11 protein-coding genes are annotated in these 23,250 nt (G+C 67.0%); all 11 read right to left on the minus strand.

Going from position 1 to position 23,250, the window contains the following annotated elements; genetic code table 11:
* Positions 1-116 precede the first annotated feature (116 nt).
* The 11 genes from LZC95_39520 to LZC95_39570 all read right to left on the minus strand — a co-directional run bounded on the left by LZC95_39520 (position 117) and on the right by LZC95_39570 (position 23,087).
* Positions 117-1,736 (minus strand): AMP-binding protein, encoded by a 1,620-nt coding sequence (locus tag LZC95_39520; GenBank protein ID WXA92527.1) that lies wholly within the window; start codon positions 1,734-1,736, stop codon positions 117-119.
* Positions 1,718-2,422: a VOC family protein gene (locus tag LZC95_39525; GenBank protein ID WXA92528.1), complete on the minus strand. Its 705-nt coding sequence runs from the start codon at positions 2,420-2,422 to the stop codon at positions 1,718-1,720. The genes LZC95_39520 and LZC95_39525 overlap by 19 nt, the downstream gene beginning before the upstream one ends.
* Entirely contained in the window at positions 2,412-3,479 is a 1,068-nt protein-coding gene (locus LZC95_39530; protein ID WXA92529.1) for a Gfo/Idh/MocA family oxidoreductase, read from the minus strand. The genes LZC95_39525 and LZC95_39530 overlap by 11 nt, the downstream gene beginning before the upstream one ends.
* Positions 3,476-4,657 carry a cytochrome P450 gene (locus tag LZC95_39535; protein ID WXA92530.1) on the minus strand — a complete coding sequence of 394 codons (1,182 nt, stop codon included), beginning with the start codon at positions 4,655-4,657 and terminating at the stop codon, positions 3,476-3,478. The genes LZC95_39530 and LZC95_39535 overlap by 4 nt, the downstream gene beginning before the upstream one ends.
* A gap of 22 nt (positions 4,658-4,679) precedes the next feature.
* Entirely contained in the window at positions 4,680-6,209 is a 1,530-nt protein-coding gene (locus LZC95_39540; GenBank protein ID WXA92531.1) for a class I SAM-dependent methyltransferase, read from the minus strand.
* Positions 6,206-7,666, minus strand: a complete 1,461-nt coding sequence (locus tag LZC95_39545; GenBank protein WXA92532.1) for a methyltransferase domain-containing protein — start codon at positions 7,664-7,666, stop codon at positions 6,206-6,208. The genes LZC95_39540 and LZC95_39545 overlap by 4 nt, the downstream gene beginning before the upstream one ends.
* On the minus strand, positions 7,663-8,769 hold the full coding sequence (locus LZC95_39550; protein WXA92533.1) for a saccharopine dehydrogenase NADP-binding domain-containing protein: 1,107 nt from the start codon (positions 8,767-8,769) through the stop codon (positions 7,663-7,665). The genes LZC95_39545 and LZC95_39550 overlap by 4 nt, the downstream gene beginning before the upstream one ends.
* Positions 8,766-14,255 carry an amino acid adenylation domain-containing protein gene (locus LZC95_39555; protein WXA92534.1) on the minus strand — a complete coding sequence of 1,830 codons (5,490 nt, stop codon included), beginning with the start codon at positions 14,253-14,255 and terminating at the stop codon, positions 8,766-8,768. Before LZC95_39555 ends, LZC95_39550 begins: the two co-directional genes overlap by 4 nt.
* A complete protein-coding gene (locus LZC95_39560; protein ID WXA92535.1) occupies positions 14,252-20,653 on the minus strand; it encodes an amino acid adenylation domain-containing protein in 6,402 nt (2,133 codons plus the stop codon). The genes LZC95_39555 and LZC95_39560 overlap by 4 nt, the downstream gene beginning before the upstream one ends.
* Positions 20,637-22,016 (minus strand): salicylate synthase, encoded by a 1,380-nt coding sequence (locus LZC95_39565; protein ID WXA92536.1) that lies wholly within the window; start codon positions 22,014-22,016, stop codon positions 20,637-20,639. Before LZC95_39565 ends, LZC95_39560 begins: the two co-directional genes overlap by 17 nt.
* A gap of 66 nt (positions 22,017-22,082) precedes the next feature.
* Entirely contained in the window at positions 22,083-23,087 is a 1,005-nt protein-coding gene (locus LZC95_39570) for an alpha/beta hydrolase (GenBank protein WXA92537.1), read from the minus strand.
* Positions 23,088-23,250: the final 163 nt, after the last annotated feature.

The raw sequence follows: 23,250 nt of genomic DNA on the forward strand, positions 1-23,250 counted from the left end.
GTTGTAGGGTCCCTTGCCCTTGAGAGGTATTTCGTTCAATAGCTTCCCCAAAATAATGCGCGGCCGTCCGATGGCCATCTCAATGAGGCATGGCGTTTCCCAGCGCGGGGCGGATGCTAGCTGCTACTTCGAGGCGGGTGGACAATCCGCGCGGCCAACTCGCGCTTGTTGACTTTGCCCAGGGGCGTTTTGGGGAAGCTCTCCAGGACGACGGCGCGATCGAGCAGCTTGAACGCGGCGACGCCGATGGATCGCAAGTGCGTATTCAGCTCGGCGAGGGTCGGTGGCACATCGCGCGCGATGATGCACGCGCACGTGCGCTCGCCCATGGCATCGTCGGGAATACCGATTAGGGCGACATCGCGAATGCACGGATGCGACAAAAGATAATTCTCGATTTCCTCGACGGGTACTTTGTCGCCACCGCGGTTGATGACGTCTTTGCTGCGCCCTTCCACGACGAGGTGCCCGCTCGGGAGCCGGCGCACCAAGTCTCCGCTTCGATAAAAGCCGTCGGAGGTGAAAGCTAGTCGATTATGCGCTTCGGCGCGGTAATACCCGCGAATGGTGTAGGGGCCCCGCACGTGCAGCTCCCCGATCTCACCGTCCGCCACCTCGTGATCGTTGGCATCGACGATGCGGACCTCGTCGTGGACGGCCATGGGGCGGCCTTGCGTCTCGAAGACGACAGAGTCGGATTCGTTTATCCCCGTGAAGTTGAGCAGGCCTTCGGCCATGCCATAGACCTGTTGCAAGGTGCAGCCCAGCGTTCCCCGCACACGGGCCGCCGTTTCGGCCTTGAGACGGGCTCCTCCCGCCTGCAAAAGCTGGAGGCTGCTCAGGTTCTCGGTGGACCACTCCACGGCCTCCAACCAGAGTAAGACCAAAGGTGGAATGAGCGCCGTGGCCGTGATGGCCTCGCGCTCTATCAGGCCAAAGGCTGTCTCCGGGCTGGGATCGCGGCAGAGAACGACGGTGCCGCCCGCGTACAGGCAACCGAGCGCGCCCGGGCAACCCAATGCGAAATTGTGCTCGATGGGCAAGCTGACGAGATAACGCGTTTGGGCGTGAAAGCCGGCTGCCTCCGTGGCAAGGCGGATGTTGCAAAGATAGTCGTCGTGGGTGCGCGGAATCAGCTTGGGCGCGCCGGTGGTGCCGCCCGACAAGAGGAGGAGCGCGACATCGCTTGGATCGGGCTCCGTTTCCTGGTCGTCCGGCGCGTGCGCTTCGAGTTCGCCCAGCGACGTGAATTCCTGCGCATCGCCTGCGACCAACACGTGGCGAACGCTGGGACAGCGCTCGCGAATGGTGCGCGCCAAGGTTCGATAATCGAAGCCGAGGTGGAGATCGGCCACGACGTAGGCCACCGACTCGGAGAGATCCGTCAAATGGACGATTTCCGTCACGCGATGCGCCGGCAAGGCGAGCACCGGGATGGCTCCTATCCGAAACAGCGCAAAGCACAGAGAGAGAAACTCCGCCATATTGGGCAATTGCACCAATACGCGCTGCCCCCGGGCGATGCCCAGCCGGCGCAATCCAGCGGCAAGGCGCGCGGAGCGTTGCTCCAGCTCGCGGTATGTCCATGCGCGCTCGCCGTCGATGACGGCGCACCGGTCCGGCGTTTCCTCGGCGCGGGTGCGCAGCATGGTCCCCAATGTTTCGCCACGCCAATAACCGAGTTCGCGGTATTTCGCCGCGAACTCGTCGGGCCAATTTACGAAGCCTTCGAGCATTGTTCGTCTCCCACGCGAAAGATGGTTGCTCCGTGCAGGAGCGCCGAGTCGAGCTCCGTGGAGAGACCTGCGATGACCACATCGCGAATGTGTGTGTTCTCGCCGGGCTCCAACACGAAGGTGGGATCGTCCCCGACGAGTCTTCGCACGGCCGCCAAATCGCGCTCGTGCACGGCCATTCGCACTTGCCGGAGTGCAATGGCTCCGTTGGGATGGTGAACGTCGGGCGGGCACTGCGGTGTATCGTACGGGGTCACCAGAAAAGGCAGATGCTCGTTGCGCGGATAGGCAAATTGGAATCGCACGCGCGCGCCGTCGGGCTTCGTGCGCGTCCAGCGAACGACGCGCCCCACGGGGATGCCCGCTCGGGCGAGGGCTCGCCGTTCGTGCGTGAGATCGGACGCGTTCACGGCGACGGCCACGTCGCAGAATCCTTCGTTTCGCGTCCAGCGCACCATGCGATGGCCGGCGCCGCGGCCGAAGGCCAGCTCGAGGGGCCATTTGAACCATTTGGCGGTGGCGGGCGCCGTGAGCAGTTCGATGGCGGGGCCGCTGCGAAACCAAATGTGCGCATGCTGTGCTTTGGCCTCCGCGGTCGCATAATCCACCCGAAAACCGAGTTGGCGGTAGTCGCGCACCGCTCGATGAAGGTCGCGAACCCAGAGCAAGACGTGGCTACAGGACATGGAGCTTCTCCAAGGGAAAGGGCTGCGGCGGATCGGGCCGAATCAACTCGGGCATTCCGATACGAGCCGTGAGATCGCGCCAGGCGGAGGACACGCCGATGGCCCATTGCCCCGCACGCGCACGCCGCGCCGGGTCGGCGATGTCGTCACACAAATCGTGCAATGCGGCCACGACCGCATCGGGCCACGTTCGCGCGAAGACATCGTGGTAGCTGCGCGCCTCGGACTCGCCGAGGACGGACGTGCTGGGTACGGCTAGACGCTCCGTCCCGGGGCCGCCCATGAGCAGCCGGCCCGTGGCATCGCGAGGGGCGTGCAGGCGTGGATTCCAGAGCACCAGGCCGTGGGTGTCGGCGAGGGTCAGCACCCCGGCCTCGAAACCGAGCTCGAGGCGATGCATGAAATGCGAATGGTTGTCCGGATCCTCCGGGTGCACTTGGTTTTGCATCCGCAGAGTGACCGGCACGCCGCCAAGGGTCGCGTGGAGCATGCGAAACGGAGAACCGCCCTGGTCGGGCGCGCAAGCACCGAACGACCACGGGCGCAAACCTCCGACGGCGCGGCCAATCACATCGAGCAGCGGATATGCGACTTGGCTGTTGCATGCCGCATCGACGAAGGCGACCCGTTGATGCTGGCGGAGGCGCGTCGCCGCGGCCAGAAAACGACGAATCGATTGCACATTCGGATAAAGCGTATTCACGGCATACGCGGCCCCGCCGCGCTTTGCAGATTGAAGGCACGCGGTGATCTCCCGCACGTGGACGGGGTGCTCGTGCAAGACGTGAATACCGCGCGCGAGCAGGGCCTGGGCCAATTCGGCACCATCGCCGCCCGTCGCGGCCGATCGAACGACCACGCAGGCGATGTCCACGTCACCGGGTACCTGATCGACACTCGTGTAAAGCGGCACGCCGTGCTGCCGTGCCACGTCGCGCGAATAGTCGCTTCCGCGGGCCAGCACCCCGGCGAGCTCGAACGACTCGGGCGCCGAGGTCACCGCGGCAAGGTAGATGCGCCCGAAGGCGGTGCCGGCGACGAGGACGCGCCGCCTCACCAGCTCACCAACATGGTGTGCGGGCCTCGGAAGAAGGTCGCCGCCTTCCACCGGACGTCCTCGTGCAGCCGAAGATTCGGCCAGCGAACGACCAGGGCGGCCAGCGCCTCCTGCAGCTCGACCCGCGCCAGGGCGGCGCCGATGCAATGGTGCATCCCGTGGCCAAATGCCATATGGGCGTGCGCGTCGCGGCACAGGTTCAACTCGTCCGGCGCGGCAAATTTTTCCGCATCGCGGTTGGCGGCGCCCACCGACGCAAATACCGGTTCGCCCATGCGCACCACCGCACCGCCGACGCAGACGTCTTCCGTCGCGTAGTGGCAAAACATGGCGGCGGAGGCCAGCGGGATGTATCGAAGCAGCTCTTCGACGGCGTCGCCCACGCGCTCGGGGTTCGCCCGAAGACGCGCGAGTTGCTCGGGGTGCTTCAACAAGGTGACGATGAAATTGGGAATTTGCGACGACGTCGCCTCGTAGCCCGCCACCAAAATGGCAATGCAAAGCAGCACGAGTTCGCGCTCGTTCAGGCGATCGTCCACGTCGTGGGCCTCGAGCAGCGCCGTCATGAGGTCATCGCGCGGCTCGCGGCGCCGCAGTGCGACGAGCTCGAGGATGTAGCGTGAGAGCTCGCCCATGTTCTGCATGACTTGCTCGGCGCTGAGCGTGTTCGTCGAGAGCAAAGAGTCGTTCCACTCTTTGAAGCGGGCTTGATCGGCCAGCGGAACGCCGAGGAGCTCGCAGATCACGGACATGGGAATGGGCAGCGCGTAGTGCTCGACCAGGTCTGCGGGCGGGCCTTTGGCTTCCATTTCGTCGATCAGGCGGTGCGCGAGCGAGCGCACGTGCGGGCGCAGGGCCTCGACCCTGCGTGGCGTGAAAGCCTGCACGGCGAGATGGCGAAGCCGCGTGAGGGCCGGTGGGTCCATGGTGACGATGCCTTCCGCGATGCGGGGCATGATCCGCGGTGCGTCCTCGCGCGTGAGGGCGATCGAGCGGCTGAAACGTCGGTCCGAGAGCACGAGGCGAACGTCCTCGTAGCGGGTGGCCAGCCATGCGGGCTCGCCGAGGGGAAGCTGCACTTTGACCAGGCCCGGCGTCTGCTGCGCCTCGCGATACGCAGACGCGAGGTCGATGCCGTCGAAGTCGTTGAACGGATACGGTCGGGGAGAGTCCGTCATGGTCGATTCCTTCCTGCTCGAGTCATTGCCTGGGGCGCGCCACGAAGACGCGATGGCCAAGTCGATGCAGCGGGTGGCCCTCTTCGGGGAGGCCGAGCACCCGGCACAAGCCGGCTCGGTCCAGCACCGCGTTCCACTGCGGGAGCGATAGAAACGTCGTGTCGGTCGACGCGCGTCCGTCGCTCGATTCACCGAGCATGAAGGCTTGGGATGCGAGCACCCAGAATTCTTCGCGGGTCGGCTCCGTTAGGACCAGCCAGCCTTCGCTTTGCAGCAATTGGGTCAATCCGCGGATCGAGGCGTCCGTGTCGCGGGCAGCGTTGAGCACACCTCCGCCGATCACGACGTCGAATGCGTGGGGGGCGAATCCTTGCGCGCGGGGCGCGACGTCGATGTCGTAGCGATCGAATCGGACGAAGGGATACGCGCGCAGGCGCTCGGCGGCCTCGTTCAAGAAGAACGCGGAGACGTCCGTGTAAAGGTAGTCCACGTCGCGACCTGCGAGCGCGGGCAAAAGGAGCTCCGACGTCGCGCCGGTGCCGGCCCCCACCTCCAGGATGCGCAGCGGCCTTGGCGCGTGCCAATGCGCCGCCACGCGACCGACCAGCGCACGCACGGCGTGGTGTTGGTAGCGGGCGGCTACGCTTTCGCGGTAAAGCGCGCGTGCAAGGTCGGTTCGTCCTTCGGGGAACAGGAGGTGCACGGCTTTTTGCTCGCCGCGAAGGAGCTCGGGCAGCCTCTCTGCGTTGCGGCGTGCATAGGCGATGGTGCCGGCGGAGCCCATGGCGAGGCGCCAATCGGCTTCGAGTTCGGCCCACGCGCGTTCCAGCGTGGGCTCGGCGTAGGTCAAGGGCGCGATCGCGGTGTGGAAGGCATCACCGGTGCGGAGCAGGAGGCCTTGCTCGGTGAGGACGCGCAGCCAGCGGCGAATCAAGGGTCGATGCGCATCGGCGACCTGTGCGGTGCGAAGGATTTCGTCCTCGGTGTGTCGAGCCTCGGGGTTGGAGAATAGGCCGCTGCGTGAGAGGCCATGCAGCATCGACAGGAGCGCGGTGTGGCTCAAGGCGTCGAGGGTGTGGAGGGCCTTGGTGAAATCGAGGTGGGCAAAGTCCTGTTCCAAGAGCGCCTTGGCTTCGGCGACGATGGGTGCCGCAGGCTCGAGATCGGCCACGAAGCCTGCGAACTCCGCCCCAAGGAGGCGTCGCGCGGCCTTGACCTCCGTGGCGTCGAGCATCGCGTCGGCGGGGGCTTCGTAGAAGATGCGTCGCAGGGTGGACAGATCGACCAGCGCGAGGGCATCGCAGGCCAGCAACGCGCGCAGCAAGGCCACGGGAAGGACTGCGCAATCGGCTTTCGTGCGCTCGAGAAAGGCCAAGGCCCTGGCGGGATGGATCGGCGTCGGTGCATGTTCCACCCCGAGACCGCAGGCTTGGGCGGCGCGGGCAGCGATGCCGCCAAAGCCGTCGGGCGACGAGAAAATGACCATGCGTGCGGCGGGCGGGTCGAGGGTGCGGCACCACGCGGCGAGCGACGCGGAAAATTCGGGACTCATGGTGCTACCGCGAAGAACAGGCGCTGACCGGCGGCGGCCAGGGGCGAATTCGTAGGGGGGAGTTCGAATTGGGGCACGAAGCCGGCGGCGAACAATTCCGCGCGCCAACCGTCGATGTCGACGAAGGGTGAGCCTGTGCCTGCGCGGCGATCTTCGGTGCCCACGGGCGGTGCGCCCGGTGGTGGCGACAGGAGAAACAGGATGGCGCTGAGCATGGCGTCGTTCTCGTGCGTCGAGTCGGTGAAGACGAGCCATCCGCCCGGCACCAGGGCGCGCCTCATGCGACGCAAGGTCCGGCCGACGTGCTCGGCGTTGTGAAGGAGGTTGCAGGCAATCACGAGATCGACGGATTGGGGCGCGATGCCTTGCGCGGCGAAATCGGCATTGAGATCCAACGCCCCACGCCGCACCTCGAGCACGCGACCGCGACGTTCCGCCAGGTGGTCACACGCCGCACCGAGGTACGCCGTGAAGACGTTGCTCTGATACGCGGCGAGCGCGCTCGTCGTGCTCGAGTCGAGCAAGCGGGGCAAGGTGGTTTGGTCGGATACGAGCTGCGGCAATGCGCGCAATGCGGCGATGTGCAGTTCGGCCATCGCGGGTGGGAAGCCCAATGCCGCGTAGGCGTCGCGCATTTCGGTGGGGTCGGTGGGCTCGCGGCCGGGGGGCGGCCAGCCGGCGCGGTTCAGGGCGAGTAGCCAACGGCGGATGAGCCATACGTGGCGCGGAGCTGCGCCGAGTGCGGCGAGGAGCGCGGCTTCGTTGCAAAGGACACCATGCTCGGTGCGGGCGCCGTGCTCGCGAAGCAGCTCCGAGAGAGCGCGGCGGCTGATGGCCTCGAGCCGGCCCAACGCATCGGGAAGCGATTCCACTTCAGCGGCTCCGAGCGAGCGGAGCGCGGCTTCGTGTGTCTCCGTCGGATCGGGATGCGCGGGAAGCGCCGCCACGGGTGCACGCACGATGGATTCATGAATCTGCGCCAAGACGAGCTGGTGCTGCATCTCCGCCGCGTCGGCCCGAGGCTCGGGGTCCAACGCCTCGCCGTGCACGGGCGTGTAGGTCAGCTCGCCGGCATCGTGGTCGACGGTTAGCGCGAAGGACTCCTCAGGGCCCACACGCAGGACGATCGGCACGCCGGCAAGGCATCCCGAGATCACGTGCGCGCCTCGCGCGAAGCGCCACGGTCGAACACCACCGAGCGCGCGACTCGAAAGCGCCAGCACCGCGTAGAGATCGCCGCTGGCGCACGCTGCGCTCACGCCTCGAATCGGCGCCTGCAGGCCTCTTGCCGCGGCCACGAACCGCCGCGCCGACGGCGTTCGCTCCACATGCGTGGCCACGCGCAACGACGCTCCCGTGCGACGCGCGATGCGCGTGCACGCGAGAAGCTCGTCGTACCCAAGCGGTGTCTCGACGAGCACGGAGATCCCTCGTTCGAGCTGCTCGCCAATGTTCACAGGGTGCCCTCCTCGCGTTCGGCCCGCGCGTCCACGGCACCGTCGAGCAACTCGAAAGCCCCCAGCGCACCGCTCTCGCGCAGCCGCGCCACCGTCGCGGCCGGGGGAAGCACGTCCGCCGCGAAGTGGCACCCTGCCGGGACCTCGCCCTCGGCCACAGCGAGCACGCCAAGCGCGGCCATGGCCCCTGTCACGGCCGCGTTGCCGTGCGCGCGCACCATCATCGTGCGCACCATGGCCGAACCTCGATGCATCCCTTCGAGCTGCACCAGCAGCAACACGTATGGCTCTCGGCCCGCCAGATCGAGCAAGCTGGCCCGGCGCAGCAGCGCAATGGCCTGGCCTCGGTCGAGCGTTCGCACGCGATCGAATGCGCTGCGAACCTGCTCGCCCACGAGCACCGTGTGCCAGTCACCGCGTTCGAGCCGGAGTGCACGCGCCAGACGCTCACCCTCCGCATCGAGAAACGGGAGCACGGTCGCACATCCCGGGAAGAACGGCACGTGCACACCTTGCTGGCGCATGGACACGCGCGAACGGCGGCGCCCCTGTCGCCATGCCGCAAGAGGCTCGCTCAGGCCATCCTCGGCACCTTGGAGATAATCGTCCGCCGCCACCTCGGTGAATTGATCGAACACCCCGAAGTAGCTCACCAGATGATGAACCTCGTCGAAGGCCTGCTGCGCCAACCAGCGCGGCAAAAGGCCCGTCAACCCCGGCTGCAATCCGCAGGAAAGCACCGCCGTGCGCTTGGCGCGGGCGAACGCCTCCGCGTCGAGCTTGCGATGCAGCGCATCGTCGCCCGCGACATCGACGTAGTCGGCGCCGGCCCGCAAGGCCTCCAGGGCCACCGCATCCCCGATCGCATGCGAAGGCCCCGCGCAGTTGAGCACGACGCGAGCTCCGTCCACGAACGCGCGCAGCGAGGCCCGATCGCGAAAGTCCACCGCACGGCACGCGAGATCCGCCGCGGGCAACTGCGCGGCGAATCGGTGGGCGGCGGCCACGTCGCGACCCCCGAGACGCAGCGGCGCGCGCCCGAGCAGTTGCCGCGTGGCCTCACGCCCGACGTCGCCATAGGCGCCGAGCACCGCGATGGTCATCGCCGCGCCCCGCGCAACGACGCGGCAAGATGCTCGGCGACGCGCTCCACGAGCGGCGGCTCGATCACGCTGAAATGGTTGCCCGGTACATCGATGAGCCGGAACTGGCCCAAGCACGTCTGCTCCCAGAAGGGCGCCGCCAGGTGCCCGACCCCGGCGGTGATGCCGAAGGACTGCTGCTCCATGCAGCGCAGGTACGTCATGTCGCCCACGTACGGCGGTGGGTCGAAGCGTGCGGCGCGCATGCTGTGCCTGCACACGCGAAAGAGCGAGGGCACCAATTCCGGCCCGATGGGAACCCCCGCGTGCGCCGCCGCCGCGTGTGCGTACGCGGCCAGCCGCTCCTCCTGCGGCCGCGCGGATTGCCGGCGCACGGCCGCAGCCACGGATTCGAGCCCTGCGTCGCCGGCGAGCTTCGCCATCGCGCCCGCGGGAACGTTGCGGTCGTAGTCGACCATGAGCTTCTCGATGGCGCGGTAAACATCCGCGGCCTCCACCTCGGGCCCAAAGACGGCCGCCACCGGATCGAGTTGCAGGTTGGGAACGAAGATCGCCTCGAAGGCCAGCTCTTCGTCCGTCTCGATGAACATGGGAATGCTGTCGACGAGGGTCAGATCCAACACGGACAGACCGCGCTCGAGCAGACGCCGCGCCACCTCGATGGCCAGCAGACCGCCGAGGCAATACCCAATGAGCTGAAATTCCTTGAACCCCTCGTCCGCGAGACGCTGCGCATAGTCATCGGCCACGCGATCGATCAGCTCGCGCGGAGGCGTCGCGACGTATTGCTCGGCATCGGCCACGGCCACACCGATCACGGGCCCCAGGTTCTGCGCGGCCAAAGCCCGGCCCAGGTGCTGGAAGTAATCCATGGTGCCCAGCGCGGCGTGGAACATCACGCGCACGGGTCCCTCCCCTGCCCCGCCAAAGGAGACGAGCAGGGAGTTGCTCCCTTCGCGACGCGCCGGGATCCCTCGCTCGGCGTCGCTCGAGGGCGCCGTCGTCTTGGTTTCCTTTTCGCGGCGAAGCATGCGCCCCAACGCCTGCACCGTGGGCTCGTTGAGCATCTGACGCAGCAGCGTGTCGTACGCCAGCGATGCTGCCTCGGGGATCTCTTCGCGAAGGCGCCCCGCGACACGGGCGAGGATCAGCGAGTCCGCCCCGCGCTGGTAGAAATTGTCATCGCGACCGATCTTCGCGATCCCCAGCGCATTGGCCCAAAGGGCACACAGGCGAAGCTCGAGCTCGTCCAAGTCCGTCTCCTGGCCATCGGCCGAGGAGGCGTGCAGCGATGCCGGGCGAAGCAACGCGAGCTTCTTTCGGTCGACCTTGCCATTCGCCGTCAGCGGCAACGCGTCGACGATCTGGACGTGCGAGGGAATCATGTGCCCGGGCAGCCGCTCCGCCAAAAATGGAGCGAGACCGTCGGGGCGAATCGACTGCCGGTCGCTCTTGAATTGCGCCGCGAACGCATGCATCCCGTACGCAGAGAACGGGTGCTCGTCCGCGGGCAGGCAAACGGCCAGCTCGCCACCGTGCCGCTCGATCAACGCCCGCCATGCGCGCGTCGAGCGGAACTTGCTCGTGCCGTGCTCTCGGTCTCCGTCCTCCGGCTCCATCATGAAGCCTTGCGTGAGCAAAATGTGCGCGTGATCGGCCGTCGGCTCCGTGAAGACCAACCAGCCGCCCGGGGCGAGAAGCTCGAGGGCTGCCGCCACCGCGGCTTCGACGTTGCGGGTGCTGTTGAGCATCCCCGCGCACAGCACCACATCGGCCGAATTGGGCGCGTAGCCCTGCGCGCGGTAATCTTGATCGAGGTCGAGCAGCCCCGTTCGCAGGCAGGGGTACTCGGCGAAGCGCCGCCCTGCATCGGCAAGAAAGAACGCCGTCTGATCGGTGAAGACGTAGTCGACGTCGTAGCCCTCGAGCAGCGGCAGCACCACGCCGCTCGTGGCACCGGTGCCTGCGCCCAGCTCGAGCACGCGCAGCTTCGTGCCACTCGGGCTCGACGCGGCGATCCGGTTGATCACCGCCGCAACGGCGTGGTTGTTGTATCGCGCGATGGCATCATCGCGGTACAACGCGAGGGCAATTTCCTGGCGCCCTTCGGGGAACAGCAGCTCGAAGGGGTTCTGCCGATCCTCCAAGAGCGCGTGCAGCCGCTCCACGTGCGCCAGGTGGTACTGCACGAATGCCGGCGTGCACAGCCCCGTGTCGGAGGCCAGCTGCTGGACGCGCTGCCATGCCTCCCGCACACGGTTCGCATCGATCGGCCGCAGGTGATGATACCGAGCACTCGACGATTCGAAGGAGAGCCATCCCGATTCGGTCAGCATGTGCAGCCACTGCCGGACGAGCCAACGATGCCGCTCGGCAACACGCAATGCCGCGAACATCTCCTCCGCGGTATGGTCGTGGGGCAAGACCGCGAGCATCGACGCGAGGGAGGCGTCGCGGAGGGCGGATAGATAGGCCGGCACCTGCACGGCCTCGAGATCGGGTCGGTCGGCGAAGCGCACGGCCGCCGAGCGCAGACGCGCGTGTCGCGCTGCGAGCTCCTCTCGATCGACGGAGCCGCGTCGCGCCTCCACGAATGCGCTCAGGCTGCGGCCTTCGTGTTCGCTCTCCACGACGCATGCGGCCGCGGCACCGACGGCGGGGTGCGCGAGCAAGGCGGCCTCGATCTCGCCAAGCTCGATGCGGTGTCCGCGAAGCTTGATCTGGTTATCCTCGCGACCGAGAAACTCGACGATGCCCCCGGGAAGGTAACGCGCGAGATCGCCCGTCCGATAAAGGCGCTGACCGTCCACGGGGTGCTCGAAGAAGCGCTCGGACGTGAGCTGCGGATCCCCGAGGTACCCCGATGCGAGCCCGAGGCCGGCGATGTACAGATTGCCGGTCCCCCACACCGGCACATCGCGAAGGGCATCGTCCAATATGCGGAATGCCTGGTTGGTCAGCGGCACGCCGTAGGGAATGCTTCGCCACGACGGATCGACCTGCTCGATGGCATGATAATTCGACCAGATGGAGGCTTCGGTCGCGCCGCCCAATCCGATCAAACGCAACGCCGGAACGAATTGGCGAATTTGCTCCGGCAGCGAAAGGGGAATCCAATCGCCGGACAGGAGGGCAAGCCGCAACGACCCAATCTGCACGGGCTCCGTGGGCAGGTAGCTCGCGAGCATCTGCATTTGCGCAGGAACGGAGTTCCACACGGTGACGCCATGCTGCGCGACGAGTGCGGCCCAATGCGAAGGATCGGCCGAGCGCTCCGGGTCGGGCAACACCAAGGCCGCCCCCGCGGCCAAGGTCGCGAAAATGTCATACACCGACAAGTCGAACCCGAGCTGCGCCAGGCCGAGCACGCGATCGGCGGAGGTGATCGGGAAACGGCGCTGCATGTCCTCGAGCGTGTTGAGCGCCGCACGATGCGAGATCATCACGCCCTTGGGATCCCCCGTGGAGCCCGAGGTGTAGATCACGTAGGCCATCGCGTCAGGGTCAACCCACGCGACCTCGGGAAGGCGATCGGCCGGCGGCAGCGTGTCCACGTCGATCGCGCGGACGGAGGGTGGGAGGGCGGCGTTCGCGGCCACCCACGACTGACTCAGCACGTGAGCGACCTTGGCGTTCGCGAGCAACTTGTCACGGCGAAGCCGCGGCTGCGTGCTGTCCAATGGCAGGTACACACCGCCGGCGAGCAGGACGCCCAGCACGGCAATCACCTGCTCCAGGCCCTTTTGCATGACGATGGCGACGCATTCGCCGGGCGCACAGCCTCCCTCACGCAGCGCCATGGCCACGGCGGCAGCGCGCAGCATCAGCTCGCGGTACGTCAGCGAGCCACGATGGCCGATGACCGCGACCGCGTCGGGGGACGTGCTCGCCCGCTCGACGGCCGCCCGGTGAAGTTGCGAGTCCGGCACGGGTCCCGCGGTTTGGTTCACGCGTTCGCGTTCGCCGATTTGCCATGCGGGCAATGCGACGGGGTCGACCGCATCCCAGGCGCCTTCGTCCTCCGCAAGGCGAAGGAGAAGGGCATGCATGGCCTCGAGCATGTCCTCCACGAGACCGTCGGGGTAGACGCCCTGGCGCACGTCCCAATGGATTTGCAAACCGTGGGCATCGTCTTGGACCTGGCAGTCCAAGGTGACCTGCGGGGTTTGCGTGATGCCGTAACCAAAACGCGCCGCACGCTTGCGCGCGAGACCAATGGCGCTGGTGAAGACCACGGGCGAGAGGGCCGCTTCGCGCCCGCGCTGCCGTGCGACCTCGCGCAGGACTTCGACGCCGGAGAAGAGGCGATGGTCCATGTCTTCGAACAGCTGCCCGCCGAGGCGCGCCGCCTGCTCGTGAAAGCGCCGGCCCGCGGATGGTTCGACGGCCAAGAGGCTCACCGAGGTGAAATCGCCCACCAGGCGCTCGACATCGGGGTGGAGCGGCAACCGATTGAGGACCGTGAGGTTGACGGAGAAGCTCGGGCGCCGCGCCCATCGCTGCAGCACCGCCACGTACGCCGCGAGCACCGCGACCGACGGCGTGATGCCATGCTCGCCGGCGCGGCGACGCAACTGCTCCCAGTGCGGCATGTCGACCCGGCGGCGATGCCGCTGGAAGCGCACCTCGCTCGAGCCGGTACAGGTAACAACGGGCAGCTCCGGTGCGGGAGGCAGCTGCGGCACGCGCGCCAGCCAATGGTCGCGATCGCGCTGGTAGCGGGCTGTATCGCGCAGGCGCCGTTCCGCGAGCAGGTAGTCGCGAAATTGAATCTGCAGCGGCGGCAGATCGTCGCCGGCGCCGTCGAGGATCTGGTCCAGCTCCGCGAAGAGCACCTCGGCGCTCGCCCAATCGGCGATGAGCGCGTCCATGGAGAAATGGACGATGTCCCCTTCCCGCGTGCGCGTCTGCCGCAACTCGAACAGCGGCCACGTCGCCGGCGCGTGCATGCGATGATCCATGGCCGCACGGATGGCGGTGAGTGCGGTTTCCGCCCGATTCGAAGAGGATTCGCGCAGATCCTCGACCTGGATGCGGTAGCGCGGAACCTCGGGCAACACGCGCTGGTACCCGTCGGCCTCCACCACGGCGCGCAGCATGTCATGCCGCTCGATCAGCCGATTCCACGCGTCGGCGAGGCGCCCCGGTTCCACCTGCGGGTAGTGAAGCTCGAGGTAGCCATGGCAAGCCACACCGCCGAATCCAAACGAGTCCTGGCGCCCGAGCCAATAAGCGGTTTGCACGTCGGTCAGCGGAAACGGCTCGTGGCGTGCGCTCGGATCGGCCGAAACACGCTGCAGCGACTCGGCGGCGAGCAAGTCGAGAATCTCGGCCTTGTGCGCGCGGAGCAGGGCGACCCTGTCCTCGGACAGCACGCCCTTGGGTGCGCGGAAGCGGAGTTGCCCGGCGTCGGTCCAGAGCTCGACGCCGAGGGTCTTCAATTCACGAACGATGGCGGCAGCGGCCATGGCAGAAAGCTCCTTCACAACGCACCTTCCTCGAAGTGCGCCACGGTGGGATCGGCCGCGATGGCCGCCGCGATTTCGCGGACGGTCGGGCCAGTGAACAAACGCCGTTGAGGCAATTGAATGGAGTGACGCTGCCGGAGCGCCTCGAGAAAGCGCGTGGCCAGCAGACTGTCGCCCCCCAACTCGAAAAAGCTTTGGTGCGGCCCGACGGAGCGGCCGCCGAACAACTCGCTCCAAATCGCGGCCACCGAGCGTTCCCAATCGCCGCTCAGCGGCTCGGAGGGCGCGTCGGGCACCGCCGCCAATCCGGCGAGGTGCTCGAGGACCTGGGCGCGATTCACTTTGCCATTGGCCGTGAGCGAAACACGGTCGATGCGCTGAATGCGCGCGGGCACCATGTGGGAAGGAAGCTTGCTCGAAAGGAATGCGCGCAGCTCCGGCTCGGAGACGTCCTTCGCGAGCACCACGGCGGCGAGCAAGCGCCCCTCGTGTGCGGCCACCACGGCATGACGAACTTCGGGGTGCGACTTCAGCGCGGCCTCGACTTCGCCGAGCTCGATGCGATGCCCGCGGATCTTCACTTGGTCATCGGTGCGGCCGAGGAACTCCAATGTGCCATCCGGCCAGTAGCGGCCTCGGTCCCCGGTGCGGTACCAGCGCGCACCTTCGTCGTGCACGAACTTGCGGGCGGTCAACTCCGGCGAGCCTCGGTAGCCGCGCGCAACGCCCGCCCCGCCGATCCAGAGCTCGCCCGGAACCCAATCGGGGCAGTCGCGCCCGTGCGCATCCACCACGCGGAAGCTCTGGTTGCCGAGAGGGCGGCCGTACGGGATGGATCGCCACGCCGGATGGACGCGCTTTACCTCGATGAAGTTGGACCAGATGGCCGCTTCGGTCGCACCGCCCATGGCCACGAAACGACAGCCGGGTCGCAGCGCGTGCAGCCGCGCCGGCAAGGTGAGACCGACCCAATCGCCGGACACGAGGACCAGGCGCAGGGCGAGCGATGCCGGGTGCGCCACGAGCAGCAGCATATCGAGCAGCGTGGGCACGCTGTTCCACACGGTGACGCGGTGCTTGGAGGCAAGCTCGAGCCAGCGCCGGGCATCGCGGCGGTGCTCTTCGTCGAGCAGAACGAGCGCGCCACCGACCGAGAGCAGACCGAAGATGTCGAACACCGAGAGGTCGAAATCCAAGGCCGACACGGCGAGCACGCGGTCGTTCGCGCCCACGTCGAAGCGCCGCTGGATATCGGCAATCGTGTTGTGCGCCGCGCGGTGGGAGATCTCGACGCCCTTGGGTTCACCGGTCGAACCCGAGGTGAAGATGACATAGGCCGTCCCGTCGGGATCGCCCACGACGGGCGCGCGCGCTGGCTCGAAGGATTGCGCCTCCCGAGTCGGGTCCGTGATCGCATGGCGCACACCGGCCTGACGCAACATCGCCTCACGGCGCGACGCAGGCTGGTCGGGCGCGATGGGCACATAGCCGGCGCCGGCAGCCAACACGCCCAGCACGGCGGCAATCTGCTCGGGGCCCCGCGGCACGCTGACCGCCACCAAATCGCCTGGCTCGACGCCACGATGTTTCAGCATGGCCGCCAGGCGCAGGGCCTGCTCGGCGAGTGCGCCATAGGTCTGCGTCCGTGCATCGTCCCAATGCAGTGCCGTGCGCTCGGGTTGCTCGCGGGCGATGCGGAAGAAGGCCTCGTGCAGCGTCTGCGGGCTATGCTCGCACGCGGTCGCATTGGCTTCGTCACGCACGCGCCGCTGCGCATCGGGAAGTGCATCGGGCAGAGGCTGCGTCCATTCATGGCCTGCGAGCCAGCGCAGGGCACGCAAGTAGGCCTCGAACATGTCCTCGATCATTCCCTCGGGAAAAAGGGAGTCGACCACGTCCCAGTTCAGCGCGATGCCTCCGTCCGATTCGACGACTTGGTGGTCCAGCCACACTTGCGGCGTCTGCGTGAGCCCCCAAACGGGCCGGCTGAAAGGACCGCTCGCCGGCGCCGCCGTCCCGCCAGGGACGCCGAGCGCGCTGGTGAAGACCACCGGCATGGACAGATCCGGTCGCCCTGCGGCCCGCGCCAGATCGCGCACCAGCGAGATGCTCGACAGCTCGCGATGGTCGAGGGCTTGCCCGAGCTCACCTTGCATCCGCCGCGCACGTGCGGCGTGGCTCTCACCGGCAACGGGGCGATATCCGACCAAGCTCAGGGACGTGAAGTCCCCCATCACGCGATGGATATCCGGATGCACCTCGCGGCGATCGAACAAGGTCACGTTGAGGGTCACATCGGGTTGGCTGCTCCAGCGACTCAAGACGTCCGCGAACGTGGTGAGCAGCGCGGTGGATGCCGTCACGCCGCACGCGCTGGCGTGCGCGAGGATGCGCGCCCAGTCGCCGGCTTCGATGCGCCCTTCGAAGCGAAGGAAGTGCGGTCGCCCGATTTCGGCGGGGCTCTTCGCGAGCGGCAGCTGCGGTGCGGGCGGCAGAGTCGGAAGCTTTTCGTCCCAGAATGCGCGCGCGGATGCCTGTGCATCCGGGTCCGGGGGCAACCCGAGTACGTAATCGCGAAACGAGAGCTCGATCGGCGGTAAGTGCGCGTCCGGCGTTCGATAAAGCGTATTCAGCTCCGAATAGAAAGTGAGGATGCTGAGCGCGTCCAGAATCAAATTATCGAGGCTCACACCCAGACGCGTTCGCGCGCCCGAGCGCACGCCGCGGATGGCGAAAAGAGGCCATTGGGCCGGGTCGTAGCATCGGTGCCCGAGCTCGGCGCGAAGCTCGGCGTATGCGCGCTCGGGGTCTTCGCTTGCCTCGACGATCTCGACGGCGAAGGGCGGCACCTCCGGCAAAATGCGCTGGTTGCCATGCTCGTCGAACACGGCGCGCAACATCTCGTGCCGGCGCACCAAGGCATCGACGGCCGCCGCCAACCGCGGGACGTCGAGATCGTCGACGTCGTATTCGCGGTAAAAGTGACAGCCCACGCCGCCGAGCGTGAAGCTCGGATCGCGGCCGACCCAGTACGCCCGCTGCACCTCGGTCGGCGGAAAGGGCTCGTGACGGCGGCTTGGGTCCACCGTCAACGTTGGTGCGGCGGGCGCTCCCTCGCCGAGGCGCAAGGTCGCGGCGAAATCCGACAGAATCGGGCGCGCGAACAGCTCGGAAAGCTTCACGTTGGAGAGGCCATGATCGAGCAGACGGCGCACCAGACGCGTGGCCACGAGCGAATCGCCGCCCGCCGCAAAGAAGTTGTCCTCGCGGCCCGGCGAAGCCACCCCGAGCACCTCCGACCAGGCAAGAGCGACCCTTTGCTCCACCTCGCCCGCGGGAGCACTTGCCTTGGGCCGGTCCGTCGGCGCGAGCGATGCGACCAGGCGCTCCAGTTGCTTGCGGTCGATCTTTCCGTTGGCCGTCAGCGGGAGCTCCTTACAGTGCACCAGTTGCTCGGGCAACATGTAGGCGGGCAATCGGTCCGCCAGGAATGCGCGAACCGGTGCGAACTCCACCGGCGACGGGCCCACGACCACCGCGGCCAGGGCGCGCTTTCCGAGCAGCGCCATCGCGCGCTCGATGCCAGGGTAGCTGCGCAGCGCGGCTTCCACCTCGCCCAGTTCGATGCGGTGTCCGCGCAGCTTCACTTGGAAGTCGGCGCGGCCCAGGAACTCGACTTCGCCGCTGGCCACGTAACGCGCGCGATCGCCCGTGCGGTACCAGCGCGTTCTGCCCTCGGAGACGAATTTTTCGGAGGTGCGCTCGGCATCGCCGCGGTAGCCGAGGGCGACGCCGTCGCCGCCGATCCACAGTTCACCGGCGACGAAGTCCGGGCAGTCCCGCCCCAAGGTATCGACCACGCGAAGCTGCACGTTGCCGAGCGGCTTGCCGTAGGGGATCGAGGTCCAGTGCGGCGGCATGGCTGCGACGTCGGTCACCTCGCAAAGGGTGGAATGAATGGCCGTCTCGGTGGTGCCGCCCAGCGCGAGGAAGCGACACTGCGGCGACGAACGGAGCAGACGCCGCGGAAGATCCGTGCCCACCCAATCGCCGCCCGTCAGCACGGCGCGCAAAAGCGACAGCGGCTCGCCGCCGGACGCGGTGAGCGCCATATCGAGCAAGGCCGGAACGCAATTGAGGACCGTCACACCATGGCGTTTCGCGCGGTCGAGCCACGTGTACGCGTCGCGGCGCTCCCCTTCCTCGATGCAGACGATCGCACCGCCCGCGGTGAGCGGCCCGAACATGTCGTACACGGAGAGGTCGAACTCCAGGGCCGACAAGGCCAGGGTTCGATCGTCCGCGCCAAGAGCGAGCCGCCGATTCAGATCGTCGATCGTGTTCATCGCCGCCGCGTGATGGATCTCGACGCCCTTGGGCTCCCCCGTCGAACCCGACGTGTAGAGCACATAGGCCAACGCCGCATCGTTCCCGGGGAGCGGTGCGGCGAGCGGTGCCCTCTCGCCCGGCAGCGCATCGACCACGTACGCGACGTTCGCCGCGCGGTAGATACGCTCGCGACGCAGCGCAGGTTGATCGATGGCAACCGGCACGTACGCCGCACCGGCGGCCAGCACCCCCAAGACGGCGACGACTTGCTCGGGCCCCTTCGGCAGATGCACCGCCACGGCATCGCCCGGCGCGACGCCTTGCGCTTGGACGTGCGCGGCGACGCCGAGGACGCGGCGACGAAGCTCGCCGTAGGACATCGAACCGTCCTCGCCCCAAAGAAGTGCCGTGGCCTCCGGCGCACGCTCGGCCCGCTCGAAAAAGCCATCGTGAAGGCGTTTGCCGCTGCGCGCCCTCGCCGTATCGTTGGCGGCCCGGCGCCGTTCCATTTGTTGCGCAGGCAGCAGTGCAGGCACGGGCTCGTCCCAGGCGCCCTCATCGTCGAGGAGGCGCGCGATCAGACCACCGTGGGCCTCGAAGAGCGCATCCAGCACGCCCGGCGCAAAGGCGCCTTCGCGTGCGTCGACATTGATCAACCAGCCACCATCGAGCTCGGTGACCTGTGCATCCAGCCAGACCTGCGGACCTTGCGAGATGATCCACGACGCCGTTCCGAAGCGCTCCTTCACCGAGGCGGGAAACAGCTCGCCCAGGCCGAGCGCGCTCGTGTACACCACGGGCGCGAGCACCTGCTCGGCCCGCGCGCGCGATAGATCGCGCAGCACCTCGACCCCGGAATAGCCGACGTGCTCCGCGTCCTCGTGAAACCGCGACTGCAGACGCTTGGCCCGCTCCGCGAAGGATCCCGGCGTTTCACCGTCCCAGGCCAAAAGAATCGAGGACGTGAAGTCGCCCACCAACGACCCCACGTCGGGATGAAGCGGCTCGCGGTCGAACACCGGCAGATTCAGCAGAAAGCGGGGTGCATCGCTCCACGCGGAGAGCGCCTCCGCGAACACGGCGGCCATGGCCATCGCCGGCGTGAGGCCGTGACGCCGGGCCCGCACTTCGAACTCGCGCGCGCGGTCCGGCGCAAGCCAGCGGTGGCGACGCACCACGGTGGTGGCATCCTCCACCTGCACCGCGGCAGGAAGCTGCGGCGCCGCGGGAAGCTGGTCCAGACGCCCGCGCCAGTATGCCTGGTCGCGCGCCCTGGTATCTCCTTCGCCACGTTCGCGCAGGTACCGCGGGTAGCTGTACCCGATGCTCGGCAGCGCTTTCCCATCGTAGAGTTGCGCGAGGTCGCCAAGGAGCACGCGCAGGCTCAACGCGTCGGCGGCCACCATGTCGAGGTTCACGTGCAGCCGCGTGCGCCCGCCAGGCAGCAGCGATATTTGCACGTCGAAGACCTCTCCCCGCTCGAGGTCCATCTGCCGATGCGAAAGCTGCTGCCGGGCGCGGGCGAGCGCCTCCCGTGCCTCCTCGTCCGTGTGCGCGCGAAGGTCGTGCACCTTCAGCCCGGGCCACGCCGCATCGCCGAGAATGCGCTGACGCCCCTCGCGACCAATCTGCACGCGCAGCATGCCGTGGCGCTGCATCAATGCGCGAACGGCGCGTTCCAATCGCGCCGGGTCGACGTTCTCGCCATCGAACTCGTTGTAAAAGTGCGCCGCGACACCGCCCAGCTTTTGGCCCTGCTCCCGTCCGACCCAATACGCGTGCTGCATGAGGGCCAACTCGAACGGCGCATCCTCGTCCGTCACCACGGATCTCCTCGCCGCAGGTTCCACCGAGGTGCACGGTTTCTCCAGCAAGGCTCTCCACGCAGACACCACCGGGTTGGCCGCCAATTCGGCAAACGCCACGGAGATGCCCTGACGGCGCCATTGGCCGGCGAGGCGCATCATGGCAATCGAGTCCATGCCCAACTCGATGAGGTTGCTCTCGTCGTCGATCGTCTCCGCGGGCACATTGAGAACGCGGGCAATCGTGCCCCGCACGTCCAGCGAACTATCGCGATCCGACATGGCTGCCTCGCGCGGTCGAAGGATGGCGCGGCACCAGATCGCGGGCGACGCACAGAAGCTTTTCGCTCGTTTCCTCGAGCTCGCGATCCGGGGTGGATTGCGCCACGATTCCGGCGCCCGCCTGCAGCCAAGCGTCGCCCCCGTACTGAAACACCGTCCGCAAAATGAGCGCGGCGTCCATGGCGCCGGCATCGTCGACGAACATCATCGCGCCCGCGTAAAGACCGCGCCGGTGCGGCTCGTGGTTGCGGATCCACTCGAGTGCCTCGCGTTTCGGCACGCCGGACGCGGTCACGCCAGGAAACAGCGCTTGGAAAGCGTTCCACGCGCTCTTGCTTTTCTCCAGTTGGCCGGAGAGCCGCGAGGCAAGATGCTGCACCGTGCCCCGCGGCGAGACCGACATGAAGTCGGTCACGGCGACGCTACCTGCCGCACAGACGTGCGCGAGCTCCTCGAAGGCCAATCGCACCGAGAGGGCGTGCTCGGCGAGCTCCTTGGTGTCGCGGAGCAGCTCGGAACGCAAATCGTGATTCTCGGTATCGTTTGCCACGAGCGCGCGCGTGCCCGCCAGGGGTTGCGTGGTGACGATTCCATCGGTGCTCACCTCGAGCACCGTTTCGGGGCTGAATCCTGCGAACTGCAGCTCGCCGCGCCTCACCAAAAAGGAGCGCGCGGGGTTGTTTCGCCGGCGGCCGGCCACGTAGGACGCCACCAGGTCGATGGGACAGGCGATGGGAACGCGCCGCGATGCGATCACCTTGTCCAAGCCGTGTGCGGCGATGTCCTGCGTGGCCGTCGCCACGAGCTGCTTGTATTTGGCGCCGTCCGTCCCCAAATCGACGATGTCGCCCGTCGGCCGCGGCGGCGTCTCGCTCTCGTCGCGCCCGGTGGCCGTGTCGAGCCGATTCACCACGGCGACCAAGCGCTCCACCTCGGTGAGCGAAAGTGCGCGAATCAGCGCTGCCCCGTCGCGAATACGAACTTCGCTTTCCGGCACACAAAGATGCAAAAGCGGTTCCTTGGCCACCTCGCCGGAAAGGCCATGGTAGCGATACGCAAGTTCGAACGAGGCCGTTCCATACGCACGGAAGCCACGCAACGGGATGCTCGCCACGGCCCGGTCGAGCGCCGACGCAAGATCGTCGCCCTCGAAGCGTTGGGTGCCCGCCGCACTCGACACGAGCACGTCGTCCGTCTCGACGAAGATGGCGTAAACCGCGCCCAACGCCGCACTCCATTCTCCGTGGCGCTCGTAAAGCGAATAGGTCGTGTGCGCGGCCGATGCTACGAGCGCCGCCGCCAACTCGAGCGGATCCGCGTGAACGGTCACGCGGCGCTCGACGTACGTCGGCCTGTCGGACATACCGTCCTCAGCGTACTGTCGATATTTCATGTTCCACTCTGGGAAATAGAACTTGGTAAATTCGAATCAATGAACGCGTCGTGCGGTCCATGCGGCTGCAGCCGCAAACCAGGCCCCGGCACGACGGTGCAGGTTGAGCGAATGCCCCACCTGCGGAATGCCCACCACCTCGACACGGGCTTCGGGCGTGTAGAACGCTTTTTCGCGTTCGAGCGCGCCCGTTTCCGAGCACGATGGGGGGCTGCAATACGTCGAATCCTCGTCGCCCACCGCCACCAACACGGGTACACGAATGGACGCCGTCGCCGCGGCCCCCGCCGCAGCGTCGGAAAATTGAGTGGCGCTGACGGTCGATTTGAGTCGCTCGTCCGCCTCGATGACCGCGGATTCGGCGTATTCGGAACGATAGAATAACGGGCCCCGCTGACCGGCAATGGTGGTCACGTATCCCTCCGGGGCGGCCGGCTGCAAATTCTGATAGAGGGTAAAATTGTCAGGACCCTGGTTGTGAAGGATCCCGGAGAAGATCACCCCGTCCACATCTTGATAAGTCGCCGCTTCGACGGCCGCAACTGCGGCCCCGAGCGAATGGCCCACCAAAACGATGCGCTCGGGCCGAAATGAGCGCAAAAACGAGCCAGACTGCATCGTCTGAATGATTTGATGAACGGCGTACGCATTGGCCGCGGTGGTGACCTGCGCGGCCGGCGGGTGATCGCTTTCGCCGGCACCGAGGCCGTCCAGGCTCAGGGTGGCAAAACCCGCGGCGGTTTGCGCCGCAACATACGAATAGCGCGGGCGGGCGTAGGGGAAATCCCAATATTCCTTCGTATACGTTGCGCCATGCAAAAGGATTTGCAGGGTGTGCGGCACGACGGGGCCCCGCGCACAAAGCGAGCCCACCATGCGGTACGCGTCGGCGGCGCCGGGTTGCAAATGCACATCGAAGGTCACGCGCTCACAGCTCGGCGGACAGGCTGCACCTCGGGCCTCCTGCCCTTGGGCGGATACCGCACACAAGATTCCCATCGACAGGGTCGTTGCGAAGCATCGTCTCGACATAAGTCCCATGGCAGATCCGTTAGCAACGACGCACCAGAGATGTAAATGCAATTAACATGTATTTTCAACAACGCCCGACACGAGCTTCACTTCCGCAAGTAAACAAGTGTAGCGGACGTTATTGAAAATGCAATTCTATTGCTCATTCAATGTGGTTGCTGTAGATGCGCTA

This window comes from Sorangiineae bacterium MSr12523 (genome assembly GCA_037157775.1).
GTDB classification, from domain to species: Bacteria; Myxococcota_A; Polyangia; order Polyangiales; family Polyangiaceae; genus Pendulispora; species Pendulispora brunnea.

Bases quoted from the DNA above. Each gene is read 5' to 3' on its own strand.
- LZC95_39560 (WXA92535.1), bottom strand. From the start codon at position 20,653: ATGTCGGATCGCGATAGTTCGCTGGACGTGCGGGGCACGATTGCCCGC.
- LZC95_39550 (WXA92533.1), bottom strand. From the start codon at position 8,769: ATGACCATCGCGGTGCTCGGCGCCTATGGCGACGTCGGGCGTGAGGCC.
- LZC95_39570 (WXA92537.1), bottom strand. From the start codon at position 23,087: ATGGGACTTATGTCGAGACGATGCTTCGCAACGACCCTGTCGATGGGA.
- LZC95_39540 (WXA92531.1), bottom strand. From the start codon at position 6,209: ATGAGTCCCGAATTTTCCGCGTCGCTCGCCGCGTGGTGCCGCACCCTC.
- LZC95_39565 (WXA92536.1), bottom strand. From the start codon at position 22,016: ATGTCCGACAGGCCGACGTACGTCGAGCGCCGCGTGACCGTTCACGCG.
- LZC95_39535 (WXA92530.1), bottom strand. From the start codon at position 4,657: ATGACGGACTCTCCCCGACCGTATCCGTTCAACGACTTCGACGGCATC.
- LZC95_39520 (WXA92527.1), bottom strand. From the start codon at position 1,736: ATGCTCGAAGGCTTCGTAAATTGGCCCGACGAGTTCGCGGCGAAATAC.
- LZC95_39525 (WXA92528.1), bottom strand. From the start codon at position 2,422: ATGTCCTGTAGCCACGTCTTGCTCTGGGTTCGCGACCTTCATCGAGCG.